Origin of the sequence: Sphingomonas sp. (assembly GCF_026460985.1) — a bacterium.
Lineage (GTDB): Bacteria > Pseudomonadota > Alphaproteobacteria > Sphingomonadales > Sphingomonadaceae > Sphingomonas.
Window position 1 is genome coordinate 36,107 of record NZ_JAPKNM010000051.1, and the last position, 26,180, is coordinate 62,286.

The following is a 26,180-nucleotide window of genomic DNA, read 5'->3' on the forward strand; positions in this document are numbered from 1 at the left end:
ACACCAACTATGCGCAGTCTTTTCCATGCCAGCACGATCGCCGTCGCTGCCTGCATCGCCGCACCGGCCTATGCGCAGGAAACCACCTCGTCGATCCGCGGTACCGTTACAAGCGAGGCTGGCCCGGTTGCGAATGCCGAGGTCGTGATCACGCATGTTCCCTCGGGCACCGTCTCGACCACCTCGAGCGGCGCCGATGGCAGCTTCAGCGCCTCCGGCCTTCGCGTGGGCGGCCCCTTCTCGGTCCATGTCGTTGCGCAAGGCTATGCAGAAACCACCGTCACCGGCATCGAGCTGACCGCCGGGCAACCGCTCCGCCTTCCTGTCGAACTCGCCACCACCGGCGGGGACATCGTCGTCACCGCACGGCGTTCAGGCGCGGTCGAGTTGTCGCCCGGCCCGATCACCTCGCTCAATCGCAGCGATATCGAAGGCGTTGCCAGCGTCAGTCGCGACATTCGCGACATCGTCCGGCGCGATCCGTTCGCGACGATCGATCCCGGCCAGAGCCGTGGCGTCATGATCGCCGGACAGAATGCGCGCCTCAACAAATTCTCGGTCGACGGCCTGCGCTTCTCCGACAATTTCGGCCTCAATGTCGGCGGCTTGCCGACAGCGCGCGGTCCAGTGCCGATCGACGCGATCGAGCAGCTCTCGGTCAAGATCGCGCCCTATGACATCTCCGAGGGCGACTTCCAGGGCGGCGCGATCAACCTCGTGCTCCGCTCGGGCACCAACGACTTCCATGGCTCGGCCTTCTACACCTATTCGAGCGACAAGCTTACCGGTGACCAGACCCGCCCGGGAATCGCCAATACCACCGGCAAGATCAATCTCGACTTCACGAGCAAGAACTGGGGGGCGTTCCTCTCGGGCCCGATCATCAAGGACAAGCTGTTCCTTGCGCTCTCGTACGAGCGGCTGGAGGAGGGATCGCCGATTTCGATCGGCCTGGCCGGCTTCCCGAACGTGGTGCCCAATCTGAGCCAGGCGCAGATCGACCAGATCAATTCGATCGCGCAGTCGGTCTATACCTACGCCGCGGGCGGCGCGCAGAGCTCGACGCTCGAGACCGACACCAAATACACGGTCAAGCTCGACTGGAACGTCACTGACGGCCAGCGCCTGTCGCTCACCTACATCAACAACGACAGCGCCAACGCCTCGACCGCGGGCTTCTCCTCGACCACGGCGGCGTCGCCTGCGCTCGGACTGGAATCGAACAATTACCGCCGGCCCGAAAAGGTCGAGTCGGTCGTCGCACAGCTCAATTCGGACTGGTCGGACAAATTCCACACTGAAATCCGCGCGAACTATCGCAACTACGACCTGACTCCGGTGCCGTTCGGTGAGTTCGGCTTCGGCCAGTTCCAGGTCTGCCTCGACCCGACGGCAACCACACAGCAGAACGGCGCGGCCAATGCGAGTGCGATCGCCTGCTCGCAGGGCAGCACCGCGGCCCCGGGCGCGGCACGCCTCTATTTCGGGCCCGACCGCTTCCGCCATTTCAACTTCGTCCGGACCAAGCAATATGGCGCCGATGTCGCGTTGCGCTGGGAATATGGCGACTTCTCGAACAAGCTGACCGCGGCGTGGAGCCATCTCGACGTTGCCAACGCCTTCGCCTCGGATGCGCTCGGCACCTATTATTTCGACAGCGTCGCCGACCTGCAGAATCGCCGCGCGAGCACCGTGACGCTCGCCGGCTCGATCACCGGCGACCTCAACAACGTGCTGGCGAGCTTCCAATATGATCAATACACCTTCGGCCTGCAGACCGCCTGGGACCCCAGCCCGACCTTCAACCTCACCGTCGGCGGCCGCATCGACCTCTATGGCGGTATCACTCCACCGCCGCTCAATCAGGCGTTCCTCGGCCGCTATGGGTTCTCCAACAACCATGTGATCAACGGCAAGTCGGTCGCGCAGCCACGATTGTCGGCGACATGGTCGCCCACCGAGGAACTCCGCATCCGTGGCGGCATCGGCCTGTTCGCGGGCGGATCGCCGGACGTGTTTCTGGGCAACAGCTACTCGGTGGCGGGCGTCTACGGCAATTCGATCTCGATCAACCGCAACGCCAACGGCACCTGCACCTTGCCCACGCCGACAATCTGCTCGGCCGCGCTCGACAACGTCAACGGCCGGACCTTCTCCAGCGTCATCACCGACTATCTGAGAAACAATACCGGCTCGCTGAGCCTGGCCAACGTCAATGCGATGGATCCCGACTACGCGCTGGAGTCCACCTGGAAGGCAACGGTCTCGGTCGACTACAGCCCCGACCTAGGCTTCCTTGGCACCGGCTGGAATTTCGGCACCGACCTCTATTACGGCTGGGTCAACAACGCGCCGATCTACTACGACCTGCGCCTCCGTCAGATCGGCACCACGCCCGACGGTCGCCCGCGCTATGCGTCGACCACCACCGGCGGCAATACCGATCTGTTCCTGACCAATACCCATCGCGGTCATTCGCTGGTCGCGGTGGCGCGGGTGGACAAGAGCTTCGATTGGGGCCTGTCGCTCGGCGCGAGCTACAGTTTCCAGGACGTGACCGACGTCAGCTCGATGAACGGGACCACAGCCTCGGGGACCTATGGCCAGAACGCGATGGTCGATCCCAACATTGCCGCCTACGGCAGGTCGATCTACGAGATCCGCAACAGCTGGAAGTTCAACGTCGACTTCGACCACGCCTTCTTCGGCGACTACAAGACGCGTTTCGCGCTGTTCGGTGAACTCCGCTCGGGCATCCCGTACAGCCTGACGATGAACGACCCCAACCTGCCGAACAGCCACTCCTCGGTGTTCGGCACAGCGGGCTCATCGAACCGCTATCTGCTCTACGTACCGCAGGCGGGCACCGACCCGATCGTCACCTACGACAGCGCGGCAACGCAGACCGCGCTCGAGAATTTCATCGCCGCCAATGGGCTCGAGGGATATCGGGGGCGCATCCTGCCCAAGAATACCCAGCGCGCTCCCAACTGGTTCAAGGTCGATCTGCACGCCGAGCAGGAGCTGCCGCTCCCGGGAATCGACAGCCTCTTCAGCGGGGCGCGCTTCAAGCTGTTCGCCGATGTCGAGAACTTCCTGAACCTGATCAACAAGGACTGGGGCTCGCTGCGCCAGGTGGCCTTCCCCTATCTCACATCGGTGGTGAACGTCGCCTGCGTCTCGGCAACGGTGAACGGCGTAACCAATCCCTGCGCGCAATATCGCTACTCGAACGTCTCGAACCCCGCGGTGGATGTGCAAGGCCGACCGTCGCTCTGGGCGCTGCGTATCGGTGCCAAGGTGCAATTCTGATGCAGGTCGGGCGCGGGCGCAAGTCGCCCGTGCCCACTTGCGATAGCCGGCCCAGGTCCAGAATGCAGGATGGCTCGGAAGCAAACGCGACGAAGGTGCCTGAGAGTCTCAGCCGGAAGTTGTTGGATCTGGCGAAAGGCCGGTGAGCGCCACACCAGCGGCACCAGGACACCATCGATCGGACCTGAGGGACATGCTAGATCGGCACATAGCCGCGCTCCCGGTAGAGCGGCACGCCAAGCTGGCGCGGCCACTCAAACCCGCCGAGCCCTCCGAGCCTGCCGGTTGCAATCACTGCGCTGCAGCAGAAAATCGTCCGAGTTGCAGCACTGTTCCCGAATTCTATCGCAAAAACGTCGATTCTGTGTCAGTTCCTTGACTAGCGGGAGTCGTTGCATTGCAGCGCAACCAACTCGGCGGGCCCGCGGCAAACAGGGGGTTTCAGATGCACCAGAACCGCTCGACCGTTCGCTCTCGCACCCGCTGGCTCGTCACCGTAGCGGTAGCGCTTCCTCTCGCGGCCGCAGCGGGCGCCGCCCAAGCCCAAGAGGTAGAGAGCGAACAGGCCGGCGGTATTCCGGACATCGTCGTAACCGCGCAGCGTCGTGCCGAGAACATTCAGGACGTGCCGGTGTCGGTCGCGACACTCGACGGCGAGCAACTCCAGACGATCTTCGATTCGGGCAACGACATCACCGCGCTCGCGACCCGCGTGCCCGGGCTCTATGCGGAGAGCTCGAACGGCCGCGTCGCGCCGCGCTTCTACATTCGCGGCCTCGGCAACACCGATTTCGATCTCGCCGCCTCGCAGCCCGTTTCCGTCATCATGGACGATGTCGTGCTGGAGAATGTCGCGCTGAAGAGCACGCCGGTGTTCGACATCGAACGTGTCGAGGTGCTGCGCGGACCGCAGGGCACTCTGTTCGGCCGCAACACGCCCGCCGGCATCATCAAATTCGACACGGTCAAGCCGTCCGACACGTTCAGCGCGCAGGCCTCGGTCTCGGCGGGCACCTACGGCACGATCAGCGCCGATGCCGGCGTCGGTGGCCCGATCGTCCCCGAAAGGCTCGCGGCGCGCGTTTCGGTGCTCTTCCAGCACCGCGACAACTGGATCGACAATGGCTTCACCGGCCAGGAAAATGCCTATGGCCAATATGACGAGGTCGCGGCGCGTGGGCAGCTTCTGTTCACGCCGACTGACGCGTTCAGCGCACTCGCCAACATTCATTACCGCCGCTTCGAGGGCGAAGGCGCCGCGGCGGTCTTCCGCGCGAACATCCTCGGCCCTGGCAACAACCAACTCAACAGCAATTTCCAGCGCGACACGGTGTTCCTCGACGCGGGTGGCGACAATCGCGCGCAGTATCGCGGCTGGGGCAGCTCGCTGAAGCTCGACTATGATTTCGGGGGCGCGACGCTCACTTCGATCACTGCCTATGAGACCACGCAGGGCAGCAGCCGCGCCGATGTCGATGGCGGCACCGCCGCGAATGGCCCGGGTTTCATTCCCTTCCAGTCCGATACGCAGGACTCGCTCGATCTCGACCAGTGGACGCAGGAAGTTCGCCTCGCCAGCACCGGCGGCGGGCCGTTCGGGTGGCAGGTCGGCGCCTTCTATTTCGACAGCGACTTTACCGTGCTGACCGAAGGCTTCAGCTTCCCCCCGCCCACCACTGTGCGCCACCAGAATCAGAGCTGGGCGGCGTTCGGCCAGGCCAGCTACAAGCTGACGGACGCGTTCAAGCTCACCGGCGGCCTGCGCTATACCGAGGACGACAAGCAATTCGAGGTGATCGGCGGATCGGCCGCCGACGACCGCTCGGTCTCGGACGCGCGCGTCAGCTGGGACGTCAGCGCGATGTACGATTTCACGCCCGGCCTGAGCATCTACGCCCGCGTCGCCAGCGGCTTCCGCGCACCTTCGATCCAGGGTCGCGACGTCGCTTTCTTCAACCCGCCCTCGGTCGCGACGTCGGAGAAGATCCTGTCGTGGGAAGCCGGCATCAAGAGCGAGCTGTTCGACCGCCGGGTGCGCATCAACGCCACTGCCTTCACCTACACGGTCGACGACCCGCAGTTCACCGCGGTCGGCGGGAGCGGCAACCTCGTCCAGCTGCTCAACGCCAACAAGGGCAAGGCCTGGGGCTTCGAGCTCGACTCCGAATTCCGCCCGACGTCGTCGCTCACCTTCACCGCGGGCGTGAGCTACAACAATACCGAGATCGACGATCCTAACCTCGCAGTCGGAATCTGCGCGCAATGCACCGTCACCGATCCGCTGGTCACGATCGCGGGCGCTCAGCGCGCGCTGGTCGACGGCAATCCCTTCCCGCAGGCTCCGGAATGGATCGCGGACGTCACGGCGCGCTATGCGATTCCCGTGGGCGGCGGCGGCGAGATCTTCGCCTTCACCGACTGGGCCTATCAAGGCTACACCAACTTCTTCCTCTACCAGTCGCGCGAATTCTACAGCGACGGCCAGTTCGAAGGCGGCCTGCGCATCGGCTACGCGAAGCGCGACGGCAGCTTCGAGCTCGCGGCGTTCGTCCGCAACATCACCGACGAGGAGAACGTCAAGGGCGGCATCGACTTCAACAACAACACCGGCTTCGTGAACGAGCCGCGGATCTTCGGCCTCTCGTTTAGAACCCGGATGCGCTGACGACCTTCCTGTTTAATCGGCCGCAAATAGGGCCGCTCATTCGACGAATGTCATCAATCTCACCTGGTGGACAATCTCAGAAGTGGTGCCAGAGCCCGCGGGAACGGCCGTCGGTGAAGGCGAATTGATCCATCCCACGATGAGGACTGATCTCAGGCGCCTCAGTTCCCGATACGGGCAGGCCTCTTCCACCAGGACAGCGTGTGAACGTCATGCGACGTCGTCCACACGCCCTTCCGCGTATATCGCAGGGCGCCGCTGCCAGTTGCCTTTCCGACCCGCGCGCGAATGGCAAGCGTTACCGGATCGATCACGACGAACGTCTGGCCGGCTGTCGTGCGCAGCCAGACCTTGCCGCCGCCCGCGTCGATGTCCCCATATTTCAACGTCTCGTCGATCTTCACGCGGCCAGAGACGTCTCCAGTCCCGGGGTCGATCCGGGCCAATGTCCCGTCTCCCTGCTCCTGAACCCAGACCGCGCCCTCGCCGGCGACGAGGAAGCCGGGCTCCCGGCCCAACGCCGTTCGCTTGACGATTGCGTTGGTCTGCGGGTCGATCCTCTGAAGGCTCTGATGCTCGGAACTGACGGCCCACAGCGATCCGAGACCGAATGACAGATAGTAGGTGCCAGGATCGACCTGGATCGAGTTCGTCACGCTGTTGCTGGCCGGGTCGACGCGGGCGATGACGCCCTTGTCGTCGCTCGCTACCCAGACCGATCCGGCTCCGGCCACGACATTCAGTTCACCTTTGGGATTGGCGATACCGGTCGCGATCACGGCCGTTTTCTGCGCCGTCTTGAGATCGATCCGGTTGAGGGTCCCGTCCTTGCAGTCGGCGACCCACAAGGAGCCGAACGCGACCGCCATTGCGCCGCAGGGGTGCGACATCGCGACTTCCGCGAGCTTGTGCTTGTTCGACCAGCGCTCGACCCGTCCGCTGTTGGTGGTCCAGACCGACGATCCGTCCACGGCGAGGAAATCGGCGAATCCCGGAACGGTGAGCACTCGCTCTTCCTGGGCGGAGGCGGCGGAAGGAGATGCCAACGCAAGGCCTCCCGCTATCGCCGTGACGATCCGGCCCCTTTTGAAACATCCATGTGCGATCACGAAAACGCCTCCCGCTCGATATCAGCAGCCGAGATTATGTGACGACGGCCTCGAAAATCACCGGCATCGGCCGGATCGGCTGCAGCTTATGCATAGCTCCGCCCCGCCTTGATCTTCTCGATCAGGGGCCGGAACGGGAAGATCATCTGCTCTCGGATCGACAGGCGCCGACGGTCGTCCTGGCCCACCAGCTCGGCCTCTCCATCGCGATAGGTGCCGAAGATGCGATCGAGCAGAATCAGCGAGTTCGCATAGTTGCAGCGCGTTTCTTCATACCCCACCGAATGGTGCAGGCTGTGGTTCTGGATGGTCGTGAAGAAGAACGCGTACCACCGGGGCGGATCGCACCGCGTATTCGCGTGCGCGAACGTCGATACCACGGAGAGGATGTGGAAGGCGCAGAATATGGCGGCGAGCGGCAGATCGAACAGCGCGACCACGCTGAGGCTGATCAGGAAGAGTTCGATCGGATTGCCGACCGCGCCCTTCATCGCATTCAACTGGGTGATGTGATGGTGCGGCGCGTGCGTCAGCCAGAAAGGCATGTAGTTGTGCATCAGCCGATGCATCCAATATTGCCCGAACTCGACCAGGAAGACGACCAGCGCGACCTGCACGACGAAGGGCAGATGCATGGCCCATTCCGTGGTGATGCCCAGCGAGTGCTTTGCCGCCGTCAACGGCTCTTCGGCCAATCGGGCGGTGACCCACGCGATCGCGGTCATGCTCAGGACCATGTAGAAGAGGTCGGTGAAGAATTCCTTCTTCGTCAGGCGCCAGCTGGCATGCCGCTCGTTGAGCCATTCGAGCCCCAGAATGAACAGCGTCGTGAGCGATGTGGCTATGGTGAGTGCCCAGGCGTTTTCGATCCACGCTTTGGGAACAAATGCCCAGAAGAACAGGATCGCCACGACCATCGCGGGCTGCACGTAGCTGAACAGGATCTTCTTCATAGCACTTGCTCCGGTCACGGCAGCGAAAGGAGGGCTCCCGGGATCACGGATACCGTGAGCCGACTGCCTGCAAGGTGTTCACGATCAGCCATACGTGCCCCATGCGATCCCTTTAGGATGGCGTCCCGGGAGGCGCAGGTGGCCGAATAACGTAGTCTCGCGCGCCCGGCGGGGCGCCAGCCCGTCCTTCGATCGCAAGCGGATTGCTGTCGACAGGCACTGGCCGGCCCCCTGGTGGCTCAATAGTGGAAGCGGAAGTCGATACCCACGCGACGCGGCGTCAGCACGCCGTGTGCGTAATAGCGCTCGACCACATCGGTGCGGACCTGATTGTAGGACGAGACGTCGTTGCTGATCGCAGTCACCGCATATTTGTCGAAGAGATTGTCTGCGAACAGCCCAATCTCGAAGCGCTCGCTGATATAGTTCAGCGATACGCCGTGCGTGACGTAGCCCGGAATTTTCTCGCCATTGCCGCGAAGCCCCACGCGCGAATAGATGTCGCCGCGATAAATGGTGGCCCAGGTCGCCTCGATCTTGCGTCCGTCGCCCAGCGGATAGGTGTAGATGAGCTGGCCGCTGGCCGAATTCTTGGCCGATCCGGGCAGCCTGTCGCCTGCGGAGGCATCGTAGCGAACGCCCTGGCTGACCACCAGTCCCGCCACGTCCTCGGTCAAGTGCGCATCGACATAGGAATAGGTGCCGAGCAGGCTGAGGTTCGGCGTGATCTTGAGCGCACCCTGGAAATCGAAACCCTTGGAGACGGCGTTGGCGCCGTTCACCGTGATGCCGATCGCGCCGTTCACCGTCTGGCTTGGCACCTGCACGCCGTTCCAGGCGATATGATAGCCATTGAGCGTCAGCTGGAGCCGCTTGTCGAACAGGCTGGCGCGCACGCCCAGCTCGATGTTGCGTGTCTTGTCCGGCCCATAGACCAGCTCGTTGGGCAGCGCGCAGAGATTCTGGCCGGGCGGCAGCGGCAGGATACAGGGCACCACCCGGTTGACCCCGCCCACGCGATAGCCGGTCGAGTACGTGAAATAGGCCAGCAGATCGTCGCTGAACTTGTAGGAGGTGTTCGCCTTCCAGACGACGCCGTCCTTGCCGGTCGATCCGGTTCGGATCCGGTTCGGGAGGATCGTCGTCGATGGGTAGGGGCCGACGCCGCTCCCCAGAAGCGGCAGCGCGGACCCACCGGCGACATCCGCGTCATATTTGAAGTAGCGAATGCCGCCCGTCACCTGCCACTCCTTGGTCAGGTGCAGCGTGCCCTCGCCATAAACCGCCTTCTCGACGTTCTTGCTGTCGACCATGGAGATATATTCGAGATTGTCCGGACGATTGACGCCCCAATAGACGGAAGATTGCGCAAATCCGGGCGTGTATTCGTGCCGGTCGGAAGTAAATTCCAGACGGTTGTAGAACCCGCCGATGACCCAGTTGAATGGACCGCCATGAGTCGAAACGAGCCGCACCTCCTGATTGAGCTGCTTATACTCCCGCTCGTTGTTCGCGTAGGAGGAAAACTCAGGAAATGCTTCATAGCCATAGTTCAAATCGAGAAGCAAATCGGTATTGTCGTCCGTATTTAGGATGCTCTGCTTCGTGTAAGCCGTCGTGCTGACAAACTGCGCGACGTTGAAGAGATTGACGTAAATCTCGGCCGAGAAGAGATCCGACTTGCGATCGAACGGCTCGAGATAGCGCCAGGGTCCTTCATATTTCCCGGTGCCGAGCACGCCGGCGCCATTGGCCTGGCGCCCGCCGCTTTTGGTGCTTTGGTGGGCGTAGGTGAGATACGCCCTGATGTTGGGATTATATTCGAGCAGCAGCTGGTTGCGCGTGGTGAACGTATGCTCATAGTTCACGTCTTCGGCGCGCTTGAAATTGGCAAGGTAATCGGCCGGTCCACCAAGGGAACCGGTCGATCCACCCGACGCGCGGACCGGCTGGGGATCGGAGACGCCAGGCTGCTTCAGCAGATAATTGTAATCGATGAAGCCGGCGTTGCTGTAATAGCCCGTCGCGGTCCGGAACGCGATATGATCCTTCCAGATCGGCACGTTGACGGCGATATCGCCGATGCCGCCGAAATCATCCGAATGCGACTGCGCGTAACCGCGGCCATGCACGTCGACCGAGAAGCGGTTCGTATCGGGCCGGTTGGGGATATAGCGCACCGCGCCCGCGAGCGTGCCGAGGCCATAGAGTGTGCCTTGCGGCCCTTGCAGCACTTCCACGCGGCTGATGTCGATCAGCTTGAAATCCAGATAGAGCGGAACCTCGCCGAGATAGACGCCGACCGCATCGTTGGAATTGGCGCCATTGACGCTGGTGTCGCCCGACGAAATGCCGCGCAGGATGATCTCGCCCGTCGATGCCGGGCCGGTATCCGCAATCGTGACGCCCGGCGTGAAGTTGCCGAGCGCGCGGATGTCGTCGAGCCGCTGGCTCTCGATCATCTGGCCGGATACCGCGCTGATGTTGATCGGGGCGTCCTGGAGCGTGGTCCGCCGGCGGCTGCCCGTCACCACGATTTCGTTCGCGGTATCAGGGGCGGAGCCGGAAGATGCCTCCCGCTCCGGAGCGGCCGCTTCCTGCGCCAGAGCCGGTGTACCCACAATGCTCACGAGCGCCGTCGCGCAAAGCAGACCTGCGCGAGAAAGTCGTCCTGCCATCTTTACGCCCCCATAGGCTTTTTGTGATCCCGAGCGCCTCCCCCCAGCATCCCTTTCCTGTGCGTCAGCTTCCTCCGAGCCTTCGCGTATTACGAATACGCTAAACGATAATAACAACCCTGTGACATGGGGCGTTTGACGTAAGCCGATCCGCAAGCTGCGCGCCCTACGTCAAACTGCCCATTCCGCCGCGCGGCAAGGATCCGTATCCGGCGGCGATGGTTGCTCCTGCCCGGACCCGGCCCGCATCAAGAACCGCTTGCTTCCTGCTGGGCCTCGCAATGGCTGCGACTCCGAGCAGTGCGGCCGCCGCACCAAAGGCACGCCTGATCCATTGCGGCGATGCGACCTGCCTCCGTATCTCCGGCCGTCGTCCTCATGCCGCGGTAACGGTGCGGGTCGCGGGCCATCCCCTCATAGTCGAGGGCAACCGCTCCTGGCGCGCAACAGTGCCCCTCGCCACGGCGCGCGACTGGGCACGCGCCCATGGCGGCACGCTGACGGTGACCCTGGCCGACGCGCGGACCGGGGACGAGAGCATCGAAATCGTCACGCTGCCGCCGGGCGCGCTCGGCAATCGTATCGAACTCGCTACTTTGACAGTAAGCGCATACTGATCTTCTATTTGGTAATACTCGTCATTATACTTGCAATGACTGGCGACCAGTACTAATTGGCCGTCACCTGATCGCCGAAGAGCGACGGGCAGAACAGACGCAGGAGATGATGATGAAGATCGGCATAGTGGCGCTCGCCGCGCTCATGGCGGCGGCGCCGGCCTTCGCGGCACCCCGTGACAATCCCTTTTCGGCGGACAGTGCAGTGCTCGACTTGCGCGGGCTCGATCTCGCCAGCGTCGAGGGCCAGCAGCGTCTCGCGATCCGGATGGATCGGGTAGCAAATACCGTCTGTGGCGAGGGAATGACCTCCATCCACCTCGCACTCGGCGCCCAGGCGCGTGCCTGCCATGCGGACGTGATCGCCGACATTCGCACGCGTATCACGGCCGCGACGGCCAACGCCAACAACGCCAAGGCAAACCAGCTGGCATTGCGCTGAGGCGCCTGCCAGGGTTCGGGTGCGGCTCCTGATCAAAGGCGCCGGCCCGATCGCCAGTGAGCGGCTCAGTCGACGGCGATACCTTGCGCCTCCAGCCACGTGTGCACGGGCGCCAGTGCGGCAGCATGCTTCCGCCAGCGCGCGACGGAATCCCGATAGATCGGACGGCGGACCTGCGCGGCGCTCGGTGTCGACACGGCACCCGAATGGGCGTGAAAATTCAGGCATTCGTCGGACCATTCGAGCCCGCAATGGGCCAATAGCCGGCGGGTCTCCCCCTCCTGATCCGCGACCAGCGCCTCGTAGCTGAGCTCGAGGATGCGGCCGGGCAGCGCCTCGCGCCAGAAGGCCATCAGCCGATCGAACCGCGCGTAATAGGCCGCGATATCGAGAAGATCGTAACTATAGTCATAGTAACGCGATCCGATCGCGAACAAATTGCGAAAGTTGGCGAGAACCGTGTCCATCGGGTTCCGCCGCAGGCAGACGATCGCCGCGTTCGGCAGCGCGCGCGCCGCGATCCCCGCATAGAAGAAGTTGCCCGGGAACTTGTCGACGAAGCGCAGCCCCGGGGTCCGCCGATGATGGGCCGCGCGGGCCAGATAGTCGCGGCCGATCGCGCCCGCGTCGCGGCCGCCGGCCGCCAGGACCGTCTCGGGATCGAGGACGGTGCGGCTGCGCGTTTGCGCCGCCGCCTTGAACGCGAGCGGCAGGGCCTGAAGCTCGCCGACACTCTCGACCCCCGGGTGCGATGCCAGGATGCGGTCGACCAGCGTCGTACCGGTACGCGGCATGCCGATCACAAGGATCGGTGCCTCGGTTGCGCCCTCCCCGACCGGCGCCCGCACGAGAGGCCACGCCGCTTCGACAGCATCGAAGATCGCGGCATCACGCGCGAAATCATAGGCGAGCGCGGCACGGTGCACGCTGTTGATCGCGACAAGGCGCTCGAACGCCTCCGCCGAATCACCGATATCCTCGAGCTCCTTCACCAGCGCATAGCCCGTCAGCAGACGATCACGCCCCGGCGAAGAGCGGTCATGCACGGCGCGGAGCCGTTCCACATGGTTGCGTGCGGGGGTCTGCTTCCGCAGCCCGGCCAACAGATGATGGGCCCTGGCGTCGTTCGGAGCGCGATCGAGGATCACCTCGAGCACCGCTTCGGCTTCCTCGGTCCGGCCAAGGAAACTCAGCGTGGCTGCGTGATTGTAGCGGAATTGATCATTTTCCGGCGCGAGATCGACCGCGGCGACGAAATGCGGAAGGGCAGCGTCGTGATCGCCCAGCCGCGCATAGACGCATCCCATCGTGTCGCGCCCGAGTGCATCGGCGGGCGGCGCGGCCTCGGCCGCGTGGAGTGTGGCCGCGGCATCGCCGTCGCGGCGGACGAGCGCATAGAGGCGCGCGAGCTGCGCGCGATATTCGCCGTGCGGCGCGAGCGCGACCGCCTGTTCGATCTGGCGGATCCCGTCCTGCACCCTGCCGGCCTCGGCATCTGCGATACCGAGCAGGAAATATGCTTCCGCCTTGCCGGATGGATCGGCCATGCGGACCGCCGCCAGGCGACGTGCCCCGGCGAAATCGCCTCCCTCCAGCGCGGCTCGTCCCGCCGCGCTCAGGGGTTCTCCCATGCTCTGCGGCGCTCCTGTCATGATCATTGCGAGAGCGTGCTGACCGCGATCGCGGTGGCAGAAGCACGATTCTCGACACCCATCTTCTCGAAGACCTGCTCCAGGTGCTTGTTCACGGTACGAGGGCTGATGTGCAGGATTTCGCTGATCTCGCGATTCTGCTTGCCGCGGCTGATCCAGACCAGAACCTCGGCCTCGCGCGACGTCAGGCCATGACGCTCGGCAAGTAAGCGTTCGGCGTCCCCCTCGCGTCTCTCGGTCAGCCTGAACAGCCACTCATCGGCGCTGCTCTGGCGCAGGAAAGTGCATTCCACCGCACTCTGACCGATCTTGAACGAAGCCTGGGCTCCCGGCGGCACGCCTGGTTGCTGCAGGGGCCTGACCGTCGCGGCAAGCTGTTCGGGCAACCGGCCGTCGCGCGGCGCCCAGCCTGGGAACACCCGCTCGATCGTGGCTGTCGCCAAGGGCGTCAACCAGATGGTCGCGCCGCCAGCGTCGATCGCGAAGGACGGTCGGCCGGCGGTGTCGAGCGCGAGTTGGCTACCGTGCGCGACTCGGGCATTGGCAAGGTGCACCGACACACGCGCCAGCAATTCGTCGACCACGATCGGCTTGTGGACATAATCGACCCCGCCTGCCTCGAGCCCGTGCACGACATGCTCGGTCTCGGTCAGCCCGGTCATGAAGATCACCGGCAGGTGGTGGAAGCGGCTGTCCGACTTGATCCGGCGCGTGGTCTTGAAGCCGTCCAGACCAGGCATCACGGCATCCATCAGTACCAGATCGGGCGTGACATGTTCGAGCAGCTCGAGCGCGGCGAGCCCATCGACCGCAATCAAGACCGTCATGCCGGCATGCTCGAGCGTGCTGGTCAGAAAGCGCAGCGATTCAGGCGTATCGTCGACGACAAGGATCGTCGCCCGCGTTCCGCTTCCCGGACTAGTCGCCATTGCCGAGCCTCCGGGCAAGCCCACGCAGATCGAAATCGTCCAGATGTCGTCGCATCTCGGCGACTGCCCCGGCGCTGTCCGGCACGTCAGCCTCGAGGTCGGTCAGGAGTGTTTCGATCGCACGAACATGGCCCGTTTTGACATGGTGCCGCAGGCTCGCGAGATAGGGCTCGGCCGCCGGGGGAAGCGCGCCGGAAGACTGGCTCGCCTCGCGCCCGACCTGGCCATCACCGGACGCGATCCAATCGACGCCGAGCTGGCGGCCGACCGTATCCAGCAGCGCATCGAGATCGACCGGTTTGGACAGGAAGGCGCCATGGTGGCTCTGGCCGTCGCCGCCCGCGCGATACTCATGGGCATTGGCGGAGACCATGACGATCCGCAGCGACTGCCCGAAGGTCGTGCGCAATTGCGCAGCGACCTCCCATCCGCTGCAGCCCGGCATCTGGATGTCGAGCAAGACCAGATCCGGAGCGCAACTCTCGGCCAGCGCAAGCCCCTCGGCGCCGCTCGCCGCCGCGAAAACGACGAAGTCCAGCGGCCGCAGCAAGCGCTGCACGACGATCAGCTGTGAGGGATCGTCGTCGATGACCAGGATCGTCTTGCGATCTCCGCTATAGCCGGTCACGCGATCATAGCCCGGCGGGCCCGTTGGGGCGGCCATCGGCTCGGGCAAGAGTAGCTGGAGCCGAAAGCTGCTGCCGCGGCCGACCTCACTTGACACCGTCACTTCCCCGCCGAGTATCCGCGCGAGCACACGGGTAATGGCGAGGCCGAGGCCGATCCCCGGCTGCATTGCTGAATCGGGCGAGCTGCCGCGCTCGAACGGCTCGAAGATCCTTTCCAGATCCTCGGGTGCGATTCCGATGCCGGTGTCGGTGACATCGACCTGGGCCATCTGGCTGCGATACCGGATCGTCAGCGTCGCACCGCCCTTGTCGGTATATTTGATGGCGTTGGACAGCAGATTGATGAGGATCTGCCGCAGCCGCTTCTCATCGGTGCGGACGAACGGGGGCAGCCTGCCTTCGACTTTATAGTCGAGCGAAAGCCCCTTGGCCGCCGCCTGCATCCGGAACATGTCGACGACATGATCGAGCAGCGCGGGCAGGCGGACGACATCCTGCCTGAGCTTGAGCAGGCCGCTCTCGATCCGCGATATATCCAGTAGACCTTCGACGAGGTTGGTGAGATGCTCCGCGGAGCGTCGGATCACGCTGCCTGCTTCGACCGGCGGGATAGCGTCTTCGCGCTCGAGCAGCTGGGCATAGCCATAGATGGCATTGAGCGGCGAACGGATTTCGTGACTCACCGCGACGAGATAGCGGGTTTTAGCGGCATTGGCAGCCTCGGCCACTTCCTTCGCACGCGCCAGTTCCGCATGGGTCAGCCGGTGGGCGGCGATCTCATCCTGCAGGATTTGCGTCTGCTGCAGACGTTCCTGCCGCGCTTTCCGGCGCGCGCCGCGTGCCATGATGAACAGCGTCCCGATCAGCCCGACGACGACCGCCGCACCTGACAATATCCATCGGGACGCATGTGCCATCGCGCAGCCTATCCTCCGCGCCGCCGGAGATCGAGAGCCGACCGAGCCCCCGAACCATCTCGGATAGTGCGCAAATGACGCATTGCAGCATCATAAAATGAGGTGACACGTCCCATGGACTCGATATATATTTTATTACCGGATTGCGCAAACGTAATATCGGTCGCAGTGTAGACCTACGGTTTCCGGGCGTTTCAGGGCGCACCGCGCGAAGCAAGGGGAAGAACATGGCAAACTGGATGTCAAAAACGGGTTTGGCGATTGCAGCCGCAGCCATGCTTCTCACCACCTCATGCGGTGGCGGCGCACAACAGAATGCTGCACCGCGAAATGACTTCTCGATCGGATGGTCGATCTACGCCGGCTGGATGCCGTGGCCCTATGCCCAGAAAGCCGGCATCGTGAAGAAATGGGCCGACAAATACGGCGTCAAAATCAACTTCGTGCAGGTCAACGACTATGTCGAGTCGGTGAACCAGTTCAACGCCGGAAAGCTCGACGGCGTCACCGTCACCAATATGGACGCGCTCACCATCCCAGCTGCCGGCGGCAAGGACACGAGTGCCATCATCCTGGGCGACTATTCGGACGGCAATGACGGAATCGTCCTCAAGAACGCATCGAGCCTTGCCGACATCAAGGGTCGCACCGTTTATCTCGTCGAGCTGTCGGTTTCGCACTATCTGCTGGCACGCGCGCTCTCCACGGCCGGGCTTCAGCTTTCCGACGTGAAGACCGTGAACACCTCCGACGCGGACATCGTCGGGGCTTTTGCAAATCCCGCCGCAACCGCCGCAGTAACCTGGAACCCGCAGCTCACCGAGATGGCCAAGGCACCAAACGCGAAGCTGGTCTTCGATTCGCATCAGGTGCCCGCCGAAATCCTCGACCTGCTCGCGGTCGACACTGCCACGCTCAAGGCCAACCCCAATCTCGGCAAGGCACTGGCCGGCATCTGGTACGAGACGATCACGCTCCTGCAGCGGAAGGATGCTGCGGGCGCCGCGGCCCGCGCCGAGATGGCGAAGATGGCCGGATCGACCCCGCAGGCGTTCGATGCGCAGCTCACCACCACCCACTTCTACGGTACGCCGCAGGATGCCGTGGCCGCTCTCAAATCGCCTGCGCTCGCCACTACGATGATCAAGGTGCGCGACTTCAGCTTTTCGAAGGGCCTGTTCGGCTCGGGCGCGAAATCGGCCGACGCGGTCGGCATCAGCCTGCCGGGCGGAAAGACGCTTGGCGACCCGAACAATGTGAAGCTGCGCTTCGACCCGAGCTTCATGGAACAGGCCGCGGCGGGCAAGCTCTGAGGAGATCGCCCCGATGCGTTGGGTGAATGTCAGGCCAAATCGTCGCAGCGCAGTCCTGCTCGGAACAGTGCCGCTGCTGGTGGCACTGATCGGGTATTTGATCGCTTCGGCGACCCGCCACGCAGCCAATGCCTCGGACAAGGTTCTGCCCACGCCCGCGGCGATGGCGGATGCGATGCGCGGCCTGCTCTTCGATGCCGATCCGCTGAGCGGTCGGATCATCTTCTGGGCGGACACGGTCGCGAGCCTCGAGCGGCTCTTTCTCGGGCTCGGCATCTGCGCGCTCTCGGCGCTGCTCGTCGGCATGGTTCTGGGCGTCCTGCCGGCGGTACGCGCGACCTTCGGCGCATTCGTCACGACCATCGCGGTGATTCCGCCGATCGCGCTCCTGCCGGTCCTCTTCATCGCCTTCGGGCTTGGCGAGACGGCGAAAGTCGCGCTGATCGTTGTCGGCGTCGCTCCCTTTCTGATCCGCGATCTCGCAGAGCATGTTGCGGCACTCCCACAGGAGCAGCTGGTCAAGGCACAGACCCTCGGCGCGAGCAGCTGGCAGCTCGCGCTGCGTGTCGCCCTCCCACAGGCGCTCCCGCGCCTGATCGCGGGACTTCGCCTGTCGCTGGGGCCGGCCTGGGTCTACCTCATCTCGGCCGAGGCGATCGCGTCCGACGTCGGGCTTGGATACCGGATCTTCCTCGTCCGCCGCTATCTCTCGATGGATATCATCATTCCCTATGTCGCCTGGATTTCGCTGCTCGCGATCGTAACGGATGTGCTGCTCATGCAGCTGAGCCGTCGCGCCTTCGCATGGGCACATCAGGGCCAGCGATGAGCGACCTCCTCGTCTTCGACAATGTCTGGCTCGAATATGGCGAGAAGATCGTGCTCGAGCGCGTGAATCTCGGCATCGCCGAGCGCAGCTTCGTCTCCATCGTCGGGCCGTCCGGCTCGGGCAAGAGCAGTTTCCTGCGCCTTGCGCTGGGTCAGGAAACCCCCAGCCGAGGCCATATCCTGCTCGACGGCAAGATCCTCACCCCCGAATGCGGGCCCGATCGCGGCGTGGTCTTCCAGCGCTATTCGGTGTTCCCGCACCTGACCGCGCTGCGCAACGTGATGTTTGGACGGGAATGCGCGAAGGCGCCCTTCACTGCGCGTCTCTTCGGTGCCGCCCGGCGCCGCGCGGCCGAGGAAGCCGAGGCGATGCTGATCGAAGTGGGTCTCGGCGATTCGCTCGATTTGTATCCATCCCAACTCTCGGGCGGCATGCAGCAACGCCTCGCGATCGCCCAGGCACTGATGGCGCGGCCGCGCGCGCTGCTGCTCGACGAGCCGTTCGGCGCGCTCGATCCCGGCATCCGACAGGACATGCATCGGCTCATCCTGCGGCTGTGGGAGGAACATGGGCTCACCATCCTGATGGTGACGCACGACATCGTCGAAGCCTTCAAACTCGGCACGCGCGTGCTGGCATTCGACAAGCGTCGCATCGATCCGCACGCGCCGCACCGCTTCGGCGCCACCGCGGTCTACGATCTGCCGCTCAAGAACAAACTGCCGCTGGATACGCCCGAGGTATCCGTGTCAATTATTACGATTGACAGAATCAGTAATAACTTTGAGGGTTAGATCCGTGAACGACACCCCACCCTCCAGTCTCGCCCGGCTCAGCATGAGCCTGCCTGCCGAGCTCTCCCGTCAGCTCGATCTGATGGTGGAGGAGCGCGGCCTGCCTTCGCGTTCCCAGCTGATCGCGGAACTGATCCGCAACGAACTTGCCCAGCACGGCGCCACCATGCGGCCGGAGGACATGCTCGCCGGCACGATCACTTTGGTCTATCGCGGCGACATGGGGCGCGTACGCCACCAGCTCGCGCAGACCCAGGCCGAATATCTCAAGGAAGTGATCTCCTCGCAGCATGTCTTCCTCGAGGACGACCAGTCGCTCGAGGTGCTGCTGGTGCAGGGCCCGGCGATCCGGCTGCGCGATCTGTGCGATGCGCTGCGCAAGGTTCGCGGTGTGCAGCAGCTCCGGCTCTTCACCACCACCGCACTCTTGCCGCCGCTCCATGAGCAGGAACGTGGCGCGCCACAGACGGGGGCCAAGCCGGCATGAGCGCAACACTTGCCGATCCGGGCGCCGCGCGCGCGCATGCCCGTGCCATGGAGGGCACCGTCGTCGAGGCGATGCCGATCCTGCCACCCCGCGCCGACGATCTACCGGCGGGCATCGCGTCCGACGACCTGCTCTGGGAAGAGACGATCGCGGGAGGCGGCTATGCCTCCCGGACCCTCGCACGGGGCACGCGATTGCGGCTGATCGATCTCGAGGGCGATGCCTGCGCGTCGTTGCTGCTGTTCAACGCGGCCACGCCGACCGAGCGGCTCAACATCGCCGATACCGTCAAGGTGCAATGGGACGCCTATCCTTCGGCGGGCAGCCTGCTGCTGTCGGACATGGGGCGCGTCCTTGCCAGTATCGAACAGGACAATGCCGGCACCCATGATGCCTTTTGCGGCGCTTCCAGCGAAGCGTCGAACTGGCGCCATTATGGCGACGGCCGCAATTCGGGCGCCCATCCCAATGCGCGCGACCGGCTGCTGCTCGGTGCCGCCAAGCACGGGTTGGGTCGGCGCGACGTCCATCCCTGCATCAATCTGTTCAAGGGGGTGCGAATTGCCGCCGACGGCGCCATCGTACCGGAACTCGGTCCCTTCGCACCAGGCCGCTCGCTCGTCCTGCGCGCCGAGATGGACCTGATCCTGGTCATCGCCAACTGCCCGCATGTTCTCGACGGCCGCCCGTGGCGCATCACGCCGCTGCGCGCCACCGCCTGGCGCGGGGCGGTCACCGAGGCGGACGACCCGATCCGCAACGCGACGCCCGAGCGCCGCCGTGCCTTTCTCAACACCGAAGATCTGTATCGCCGCTGATGAAAAACGATCCGCATTTCGCCGGCCTTGCCGGTCAGGTGATCCACGACGAGATCGTGGCTGCCCGCGCCCCCTGGATGCACCGCGTGCGCGCCGGGGAAACGCTCCGCATCATCGACCTCGAAGGCAATCAGGCGGTCGATTTCCTGCTCTACGCCACCGACGACGATGCCGAGCGCTACAGCGCGCAGGACACGGTCGCGGCGCAGGCCAACATCTTCCTGCGCACCGGCAGCGTGCTGCTGTCGAGCGAGGGCCGGCCGATGATGACGATCACGGGCACGTCGGTCGAGTATCACGACACGATCGGCGGCGCCTGCTCGTGCGAGTCCAACAGCCTGCGCTACGGTCATCACACCAGGGCGCAGCACAGCTGCGTCGACAACTTCCTCGAGGCCAATCTGCGCGACGGCCGCGGCAAGCGCGACATGGTTTCGAACGTCAACTTCTTCATGAACGTGCCCGTCGAGGCGGACGGTGCGCTCGGCATCGTCGACGGCATTTCGGCACCGGGCCTTTCCGTCGATCTTCGCGCCGAGATGGATGTGACCGTGGTCGTCTCGAACTGCCCGCAGATCAACAATCCCTGCAATGGCTTCAATCCCACGCCCGTCCGCATGATCGTGACGGCATGAGCTTCGGCACGGTCCTGGTCGCCAATCGCGGGGCGATCGCCTGCCGGATCATCCGCACGCTGCGCCGCATGGGCATTCGCTCGGTCGCCGTCTTCTCCGATGCCGACGAGGCTTCCCGCCACGTCGCCGAAGCCGATGTGGCGGTGCGGATCGGCCCGGGCCCGGCCGCGGAAAGCTATCTCGACGCCGCGCGGATTCTCGCCGCCGCGCGCGAGACGGGCGCCGACGCGATCCATCCCGGCTACGGCTTCCTTTCGGAGAATGCCGATTTTGCCGAGGCCTGCGCCGAGGCCGGCATCGTCTTCATCGGGCCGAAGCCGGACAATATCCGCGACTTCGGGCTGAAGCACAGCGCCCGGGCGCTCGCCAAGGCCGAAGACGTGCCGCTGGCGCCGGGCACCGGACTCCTGGCGGATGCGGAGGCTGCGATCGAAGCGGCGGCGCGGATCGGCTATCCCGTGATGCTCAAGGCGACCGCCGGCGGCGGCGGCATCGGTATGCGCGTATGCGCAGATCCCGCAGCGGTGCGCGATGGCTATGCCGCGGTGGCGCGGCTCGGCGCGGGCAATTTCGGCGACGCCGGCCTCTTCCTCGAACGCTTCGTGCCGCGCGCCCGGCATGTCGAAGTGCAGATCTTCGGCGACGGCACGGGGCGCGTCGTCGCGCTCGGCGAGCGCGACTGCTCGCTTCAGCGCCGCAACCAGAAGGTGATCGAGGAGGCTCCTGCCCCCAATCTTCCCGAGCATGTCCGCGTCGCGCTGACCGACGCGGCAGTACGGCTGGGGACGGCCGCCCGCTATCGCTCGGCCGGGACGGTCGAATTCCTCTACGACGCGGAGCGGCAGGACTGGTTTTTCCTCGAGGTCAACACGCGGCTCCAGGTCGAGCATGGCGTGACCGAGGAAGTGACCGGCATCGACCTGGTCGAGTGGATGGTGCGCGGCGCGGCCGGCGACTACGCCTTTCTCGACGCCCCCGTCCCAGCCCCGCGCGGCTGGTCGATCCAGGCCCGGCTCTATGCCGAGGACCCTGCGGTCGATTTCCGGCCTGCCGCGGGCATGCTCACCGAAGTCGCCGTCCCGGGCGACGCGCGGATCGAGACCTGGGTCGAGAGCGGTACGAAGGTCTCGCCCTTTTACGACCCGATGATCGCCAAGCTGATCGTGCGCGGAGAGGATCGGGCCATGGCGGTGACCGCGATGCAGGCGGCGCTCGACGCGACGCGGCTGGCCGGCATCGAGACCAACCTGCGCTGGTTGCGCGACGTGGCGCGCGCCGACGATTTCACTTCGGGCGACGTCTCCACGCGCTCGCTCGAGCGGGTGGAACATCATCCGCGCAGCATCTCGGTGCGCTCGGCCGGCACGCTCACCACCGTACAGGATTTTCCGGGACGGATCGGGCTGTGGGATGTCGGCGTGCCGCCATCCGGACCGATGGACGCCCGCGCCTTCCGGCTGGGCAACGCGCTGCTCGGAAACGACGCGGCGGCCGCCGGGCTCGAAGTCACCGTGACCGGCCCGACGCTCCAGTTCAACACGGCGACGCGCATCTGCCTGACCGGCGCCGATTTCGACGCGACGCTCGACGGCAAGCCGGTGCCGCACAACCAGGCCTTCGCAGTCGACAAGGGGCAGCTTCTGGCGCTCGGCCGCATCCGCGGGGGCGGCATGCGCGGCTATGTCCTGTTCGCGGGGGGCCTCGACGTCCCCGCCTATCTCGGCAGCGGCAGCACCTTCGATCTGGGCGAGTTCGGCGGGCATGGCGGCCGCAAGCTGCTCGCGGGCGACACGCTGCATCTGGCGCCGCACCCGCCCGCAGTGATCCCCGGAGCGCGGGTGATCGAGCAGCCGGCATTCGGTCCGGACTGGACGATCCGCGTGCTCTACGGACCGCACGGAGCGCCCGATTTCTTCGCTCCCGAGGATATCGAGACGATCCTGACGGCCGACTGGCGCGTACATTATAACAGCAACCGCACCGGCGTCCGGCTGGTCGGGCCGAAGCCGCACTGGGCACGCCGGGACGGTGGCGAGGCGGGGCTCCATCCCTCCAACATCCACGACAATCCCTACGCCATCGGCGCGCTCGACTTCACGGGCGATATGCCAATCATTCTCGGCCCGGACGGCCCCTCGCTCGGAGGTTTCGTCTGCCCATTCGTGGTGATCGCGGCCGATCTCTGGAAGGTCGGCCAGCTCGCGCCGGGCGACCGCATCCGGTTCGAGGAAGTGAGCCTCGGCGATGCGGATGCGGCGAGTGCGGTCGAAGAGGAATGGGTCGAGGGCCGCCCCCCTCACCCCTCCGCGAAGACCGCCGGCGGCGGGTCGGATGCGATCCTGGCGGAGCTCGCGCCGCAGGGTCACCGCCCGCGGGTCCTGTATCGCCGGCAGGGCGACCGCAACCTGCTCGTCGAATATGGCCCGATCACGCTCGATCTCGAACTGCGCTTGCGGGTCCATGCTGCCACGACCGCGCTCGCCGCGCTGGACCTGCCCGGCATCCTCGACATCGTACCCGGCATCCGCTCCTTCCAGGTGCATATCGATGGCGTCCGCATCAGGGAGGCCGAACTTCTCGAACGGCTGATGGACATCGAGGAACAGCTCGGCGAGCTCGACGATTTCGCGATCCCGTCGCGCATCGTGCACCTTCCGCTGAGCTGGGACGATCCCGCCATTCACCAGACGATCGAGCGCTACATGGCCGTGGTGCGCGACGATGCGCCATGGTGCCCGGACAATATCGAGTTCATCCGTCGCGCAAACGGACTGGAGAGCGCGGACGACGTCTATCGCACGGTCTTCGACGCCAGCTACCTCGTCTACGGACTTGGCGACGTCTATCTGGGCGCGCCGGTGGCGACGCCGATCGATCCGCGGCATCGGCTGGTCACGACCAAGTACAACCCGGCGCGAACCTGGACGCCGCCCAATGTCGTCGGCATCGGCGGCGCCTATATGTGCATCTATGGGATGGAGGGCCCGGGCGGCTATCAGCTGTTCGGCCGCACCATCCAGGTGTGGAACACCTGGCGGCAGGACGGCGCCTTCACTGAAGGCAAGCCTTGGCTGCTGCGCTTCTTCGACCAGATCCGGTTCTTCCCCGTCAGCCACGAGGAACTCACCGAGTGGCGTCGCGACTTCCCGCTCGGCCGCCGCACGATCGAGATCGAGGAGACGGAATTCCGCCTCGCCGACTATCGCGCCTTCCTCGCCGAGAATGCCGAGTCGATCACGGCATTCGAAACGCGCCGCAACGCCGCCTTCGCCGCCGAGCGCGCCGAATGGGAGCGGCGCGGCGAATTCGATCGCGTCGCGAGCCTGACCGAAGAGGTCGACGACAAACCCGCTGACCTTATCGTGCTTCCCGAAGGGGCTGAGCTGGTGGAGTCACCCTTCGGGGGCAGCGTCTGGAAGCTGTTGAAAGCGCCCGGCGATTTTGTCGCTGCAGGCGAAACCATCGCGGTGATGGAAGCGATGAAGATGGAGTTTCCGCTCGAGAGCCCTGCCGCCGGGACGGTGGCAGCGCTGTATGTCGCCGAGCGGCAGAGCGTCACGCCTGGCGCGCCGATGCTGGCGCTGATCCGCGCATGACGGCGCTCGATCGCCTGCCCGTCGAAACCATCGCCGCCGATATACGGTCGCGTCGCCGCACCGCCGTCGACGTGATGGAAGAGGTCATCCGGCGTCTCGACCTCTATGACGCCGTCCAGCCTGCCGTCTGGATATCCCGCTTCGATGCCGCCGCGCTTCGCGCCGCCGCCGCGGCGGTCGACGAACGGGTCGCCGGCGGCGAAGCGCTGCCGCTCGCCGGCGTGCCGTTCGCGGTGAAGGACAATATCGACGTCGCCAGCCTCGATACGACCGCCGCCTGCCCCGCCTTCGCCTATGCGCCGTCACGCTCGGCGACGGTGGTCGAGCGGCTGGTCGCCGTCGGGGCCATCCCCATCGGCAAGACCAACCTCGACCAGTTCGCCACCGGCCTCAACGGCACGCGCAGCCCCTATGGCGTTCCGCGCAACGCCTATAACCGGGCCTGGGTGAGCGGCGGATCGAGCTCGGGCTCGGCGGTTGCGGTGGCAGCCGGGCTGGTCGCCTTCGCGCTCGGCACCGACACTGCGGGTTCGGGCCGTGTGCCCGCAGCCTTCAATCACCTGATCGGTTTCAAGCCGACACGCGGGCGGTGGAGCAGCCGCGGGCTCGTCCCCGCCTGCCGGACGCTCGACTGCATCACGGTCTTTGCCGGGACGGCTGAGGATGCCGGACTTGTCGATGCCATCGCCGCCGGTTTCGATCGTGAGGACAGCTTCTCGCGCTCGTTCGACGACATGGCGCGCGGGCGGCGCCGGATAGGCGTCCCGCGCGCCGACCAGCGCCCCTGGTTCGGCGACATCGAATCCGGCTTCCTCTATGAGGCAGCGCTGGCCGGACTCGATGCCGAGCTGGTCGAGATCGACATGACGCCGCTCAACGAAGCGGCCCGGCTGCTCTACAATGGCCCCTGGGTCGCCGAACGGACCGCTGCGCTCCAGGACCTGCTTCGCGACGACCCGGATGCGATCCATCCCGTGGTCCGTGCGATCGTCGAGGAGGGCCAGGCCTACAGTGCGGTGGATGCCTTCGCGGCAAGCTACCGCCTTGCCGACCTCGCCCGCGCGGCGGAGGAAATGTGGACGACGGTCGACCTGCTCGCCTTGCCGACGGCCCCGACCAGCTATCGCGTGGCCGAGATGCTCGCCGCGCCGATCGCGCTCAACGCGAGCCTCGGCGCCTATACCAACTTCGTCAATCTGCTCGACATGGCCGCGATCGCAGTCCCGACGGGGCGGTATCACAGCGGCGTCGGCTTCGGCATCACGCTGATGGGCCCCGCCGGCAGCGATCGCAGCCTGATTGACCTGGCGAAGACTCTTTTCCCCGCGCCGGCGAGCCTGCCGCCGCTCGACCTGGAGGGACGCATGGAGACCGTGAAGCTGGCCGTTGTCGGTGCGCATCTGAAGGACATGCCCTTGCACTGGCAACTGACCTCCCGCGACGCGCGCTTCGTCGGCGAGGCCAGGACGGCCCCCCAATACCGTCTGTATGCGATGGCGGACAGCGTGCCCCCCAAGCCGGCGCTCGTGCACAGCGGCGATGGCGCCGCGATCGCGCTCGAGATCTATGAGCTCGACATGGCGGCGTTCGGCAGCTTCGTCGCCGAGGTCCCGCCCCCCCTCGCGATCGGCACCGTGACGCTGGAGGACGGCAGCCAGGTCAAGGGATTCGTCGCGGAGCCGCGCGCGACCGCCAATGCCGAGGACATCACCTCGCTTGGCGGATGGCGGCGCTATCTCCAGCGATAGACGCCCCGGACGCATCGAAAACCAACCGGCGACGCTCCGGGCCGGAGCGCGTTCCCT

General features: G+C 65.1%; 18 protein-coding genes. 12 read left to right on the forward strand and 6 right to left on the reverse strand.

Annotated features, from left to right (window positions below; genetic code table 11):
- Positions 1 to 9: 9 nt before the first annotated feature.
- Both MT490_RS08140 and MT490_RS08145 read left to right on the forward strand, forming a co-directional pair.
- Positions 10 to 3,312, forward strand: a complete 3,303-nt coding sequence (locus tag MT490_RS08140) for a carboxypeptidase regulatory-like domain-containing protein (RefSeq protein ID WP_297385884.1) — start codon at positions 10 to 12, stop codon at positions 3,310 to 3,312.
- Between the two features lie 445 nt (positions 3,313 to 3,757).
- On the forward strand, positions 3,758 to 5,977 hold the full coding sequence (locus MT490_RS08145; protein WP_297385886.1) for a TonB-dependent receptor: 2,220 nt from the start codon (positions 3,758 to 3,760) through the stop codon (positions 5,975 to 5,977).
- A 161-nt stretch (positions 5,978 to 6,138) separates the two neighbouring features.
- On the opposite strand, the gene MT490_RS08150 is transcribed toward MT490_RS08145, so the two are convergent.
- The 3 genes from MT490_RS08150 to MT490_RS08160 all read right to left on the reverse strand — a co-directional run bounded on the left by MT490_RS08150 (position 6,139) and on the right by MT490_RS08160 (position 10,570).
- Positions 6,139 to 6,984: a YncE family protein gene (locus MT490_RS08150; protein ID WP_297385888.1), complete on the reverse strand. Its 846-nt coding sequence runs from the start codon at positions 6,982 to 6,984 to the stop codon at positions 6,139 to 6,141.
- 188 nt (positions 6,985 to 7,172) lie between these two features.
- Entirely contained in the window at positions 7,173 to 8,039 is an 867-nt protein-coding gene (locus tag MT490_RS08155; protein WP_297385889.1) for a sterol desaturase family protein, read from the reverse strand.
- Between the two features lie 239 nt (positions 8,040 to 8,278).
- Positions 8,279 to 10,570, reverse strand: a complete 2,292-nt coding sequence (locus tag MT490_RS08160; RefSeq protein WP_363321737.1) for a TonB-dependent receptor — start codon at positions 10,568 to 10,570, stop codon at positions 8,279 to 8,281.
- A gap of 596 nt (positions 10,571 to 11,166) precedes the next feature.
- Between MT490_RS08160 and MT490_RS08165 the strand changes: the two genes are divergently transcribed.
- Both MT490_RS08165 and MT490_RS08170 read left to right on the forward strand, forming a co-directional pair.
- Complete coding sequence (locus MT490_RS08165) at positions 11,167 to 11,334, forward strand: hypothetical protein (RefSeq protein WP_297385891.1); 168 nt, start codon at positions 11,167 to 11,169, stop codon at positions 11,332 to 11,334.
- Between the two features lie 112 nt (positions 11,335 to 11,446).
- Positions 11,447 to 11,776: a UrcA family protein gene (locus MT490_RS08170; RefSeq protein ID WP_297385892.1), complete on the forward strand. Its 330-nt coding sequence runs from the start codon at positions 11,447 to 11,449 to the stop codon at positions 11,774 to 11,776.
- Between the two features lie 65 nt (positions 11,777 to 11,841).
- Here the strand turns inward: MT490_RS08170 and MT490_RS08175 are convergent, their stop codons facing one another.
- The 3 genes from MT490_RS08175 to MT490_RS08185 are packed head-to-tail and all read right to left on the reverse strand — an operon-like array spanning position 11,842 to position 15,831.
- The gene (locus MT490_RS08175) at positions 11,842 to 13,434 is read right to left on the reverse strand and encodes a sulfotransferase (RefSeq protein ID WP_297385894.1); all 1,593 of its coding nucleotides are present in this window, start codon (positions 13,432 to 13,434) and stop codon (positions 11,842 to 11,844) included.
- Positions 13,431 to 14,357: a DNA-binding response regulator gene (locus tag MT490_RS08180; RefSeq protein WP_297385896.1), complete on the reverse strand. Its 927-nt coding sequence runs from the start codon at positions 14,355 to 14,357 to the stop codon at positions 13,431 to 13,433. Before MT490_RS08180 ends, MT490_RS08175 begins: the two co-directional genes overlap by 4 nt.
- The gene (locus MT490_RS08185) at positions 14,347 to 15,831 is read right to left on the reverse strand and encodes an ATP-binding protein (protein WP_297385898.1); all 1,485 of its coding nucleotides are present in this window, start codon (positions 15,829 to 15,831) and stop codon (positions 14,347 to 14,349) included. Before MT490_RS08185 ends, MT490_RS08180 begins: the two co-directional genes overlap by 11 nt.
- 299 nt (positions 15,832 to 16,130) lie before the next feature.
- Here MT490_RS08185 and MT490_RS08190 point away from each other — a divergent pair, with 299 nt between their 5' ends.
- From MT490_RS08190 to atzF, 8 genes are read left to right on the forward strand one after another with little or no spacing between them, the layout of a single operon-like run.
- A complete protein-coding gene (locus MT490_RS08190) occupies positions 16,131 to 17,216 on the forward strand; it encodes a putative urea ABC transporter substrate-binding protein (protein WP_297385900.1) in 1,086 nt (361 codons plus the stop codon).
- A gap of 13 nt (positions 17,217 to 17,229) precedes the next feature.
- Entirely contained in the window at positions 17,230 to 18,045 is an 816-nt protein-coding gene (locus MT490_RS08195) for an ABC transporter permease (protein WP_297385902.1), read from the forward strand.
- Entirely contained in the window at positions 18,042 to 18,839 is a 798-nt protein-coding gene (locus MT490_RS08200) for an ATP-binding cassette domain-containing protein (protein ID WP_297385903.1), read from the forward strand. Before MT490_RS08195 ends, MT490_RS08200 begins: the two co-directional genes overlap by 4 nt.
- 43 nt (positions 18,840 to 18,882) lie before the next feature.
- Positions 18,883 to 19,326 (forward strand): CopG family ribbon-helix-helix protein, encoded by a 444-nt coding sequence (locus tag MT490_RS08205; RefSeq protein ID WP_297385992.1) that lies wholly within the window; start codon positions 18,883 to 18,885, stop codon positions 19,324 to 19,326.
- The gene (locus tag MT490_RS08210; RefSeq protein ID WP_297385905.1) at positions 19,323 to 20,144 is read left to right on the forward strand and encodes an urea amidolyase associated protein UAAP1; all 822 of its coding nucleotides are present in this window, start codon (positions 19,323 to 19,325) and stop codon (positions 20,142 to 20,144) included. The genes MT490_RS08205 and MT490_RS08210 overlap by 4 nt, the downstream gene beginning before the upstream one ends.
- Positions 20,144 to 20,779, forward strand: coding sequence for an urea amidolyase associated protein UAAP2 (locus tag MT490_RS08215; protein WP_297385907.1), 636 nt, complete (start codon positions 20,144 to 20,146; stop codon positions 20,777 to 20,779). Before MT490_RS08210 ends, MT490_RS08215 begins: the two co-directional genes overlap by 1 nt.
- A complete protein-coding gene (gene uca / locus MT490_RS08220; protein ID WP_297385908.1) occupies positions 20,776 to 24,375 on the forward strand; it encodes an urea carboxylase in 3,600 nt (1,199 codons plus the stop codon). Before MT490_RS08215 ends, uca begins: the two co-directional genes overlap by 4 nt.
- The gene (gene atzF, locus MT490_RS08225; RefSeq protein ID WP_297385909.1) at positions 24,372 to 26,123 is read left to right on the forward strand and encodes an allophanate hydrolase; all 1,752 of its coding nucleotides are present in this window, start codon (positions 24,372 to 24,374) and stop codon (positions 26,121 to 26,123) included. Before uca ends, atzF begins: the two co-directional genes overlap by 4 nt.
- Positions 26,124 to 26,180 lie beyond the last annotated feature (57 nt).

Coding starts and splice junctions, on each gene's coding strand:
- MT490_RS08145 (WP_297385886.1), top strand. CDS start 3,758: ATGCACCAGAACCGCTCGACCGTTCGCTCTCGCACCCGCTGGCTCGTC.
- MT490_RS08190 (WP_297385900.1), top strand. CDS start 16,131: ATGGCAAACTGGATGTCAAAAACGGGTTTGGCGATTGCAGCCGCAGCC.
- atzF (WP_297385909.1), top strand. CDS start 24,372: ATGACGGCGCTCGATCGCCTGCCCGTCGAAACCATCGCCGCCGATATA.
- MT490_RS08200 (WP_297385903.1), top strand. CDS start 18,042: ATGAGCGACCTCCTCGTCTTCGACAATGTCTGGCTCGAATATGGCGAG.
- MT490_RS08180 (WP_297385896.1), bottom strand. CDS start 14,357: ATGGCGACTAGTCCGGGAAGCGGAACGCGGGCGACGATCCTTGTCGTC.
- MT490_RS08195 (WP_297385902.1), top strand. CDS start 17,230: ATGCGTTGGGTGAATGTCAGGCCAAATCGTCGCAGCGCAGTCCTGCTC.
- MT490_RS08205 (WP_297385992.1), top strand. CDS start 18,883: ATGAGCCTGCCTGCCGAGCTCTCCCGTCAGCTCGATCTGATGGTGGAG.
- MT490_RS08210 (WP_297385905.1), top strand. CDS start 19,323: ATGAGCGCAACACTTGCCGATCCGGGCGCCGCGCGCGCGCATGCCCGT.
- MT490_RS08140 (WP_297385884.1), top strand. CDS start 10: ATGCGCAGTCTTTTCCATGCCAGCACGATCGCCGTCGCTGCCTGCATC.
- MT490_RS08170 (WP_297385892.1), top strand. CDS start 11,447: ATGAAGATCGGCATAGTGGCGCTCGCCGCGCTCATGGCGGCGGCGCCG.
- MT490_RS08185 (WP_297385898.1), bottom strand. CDS start 15,831: ATGGCACGCGGCGCGCGCCGGAAAGCGCGGCAGGAACGTCTGCAGCAG.
- uca (WP_297385908.1), top strand. CDS start 20,776: ATGAGCTTCGGCACGGTCCTGGTCGCCAATCGCGGGGCGATCGCCTGC.
- MT490_RS08215 (WP_297385907.1), top strand. CDS start 20,144: ATGAAAAACGATCCGCATTTCGCCGGCCTTGCCGGTCAGGTGATCCAC.
- MT490_RS08155 (WP_297385889.1), bottom strand. CDS start 8,039: ATGAAGAAGATCCTGTTCAGCTACGTGCAGCCCGCGATGGTCGTGGCG.
- MT490_RS08175 (WP_297385894.1), bottom strand. CDS start 13,434: ATGATCATGACAGGAGCGCCGCAGAGCATGGGAGAACCCCTGAGCGCG.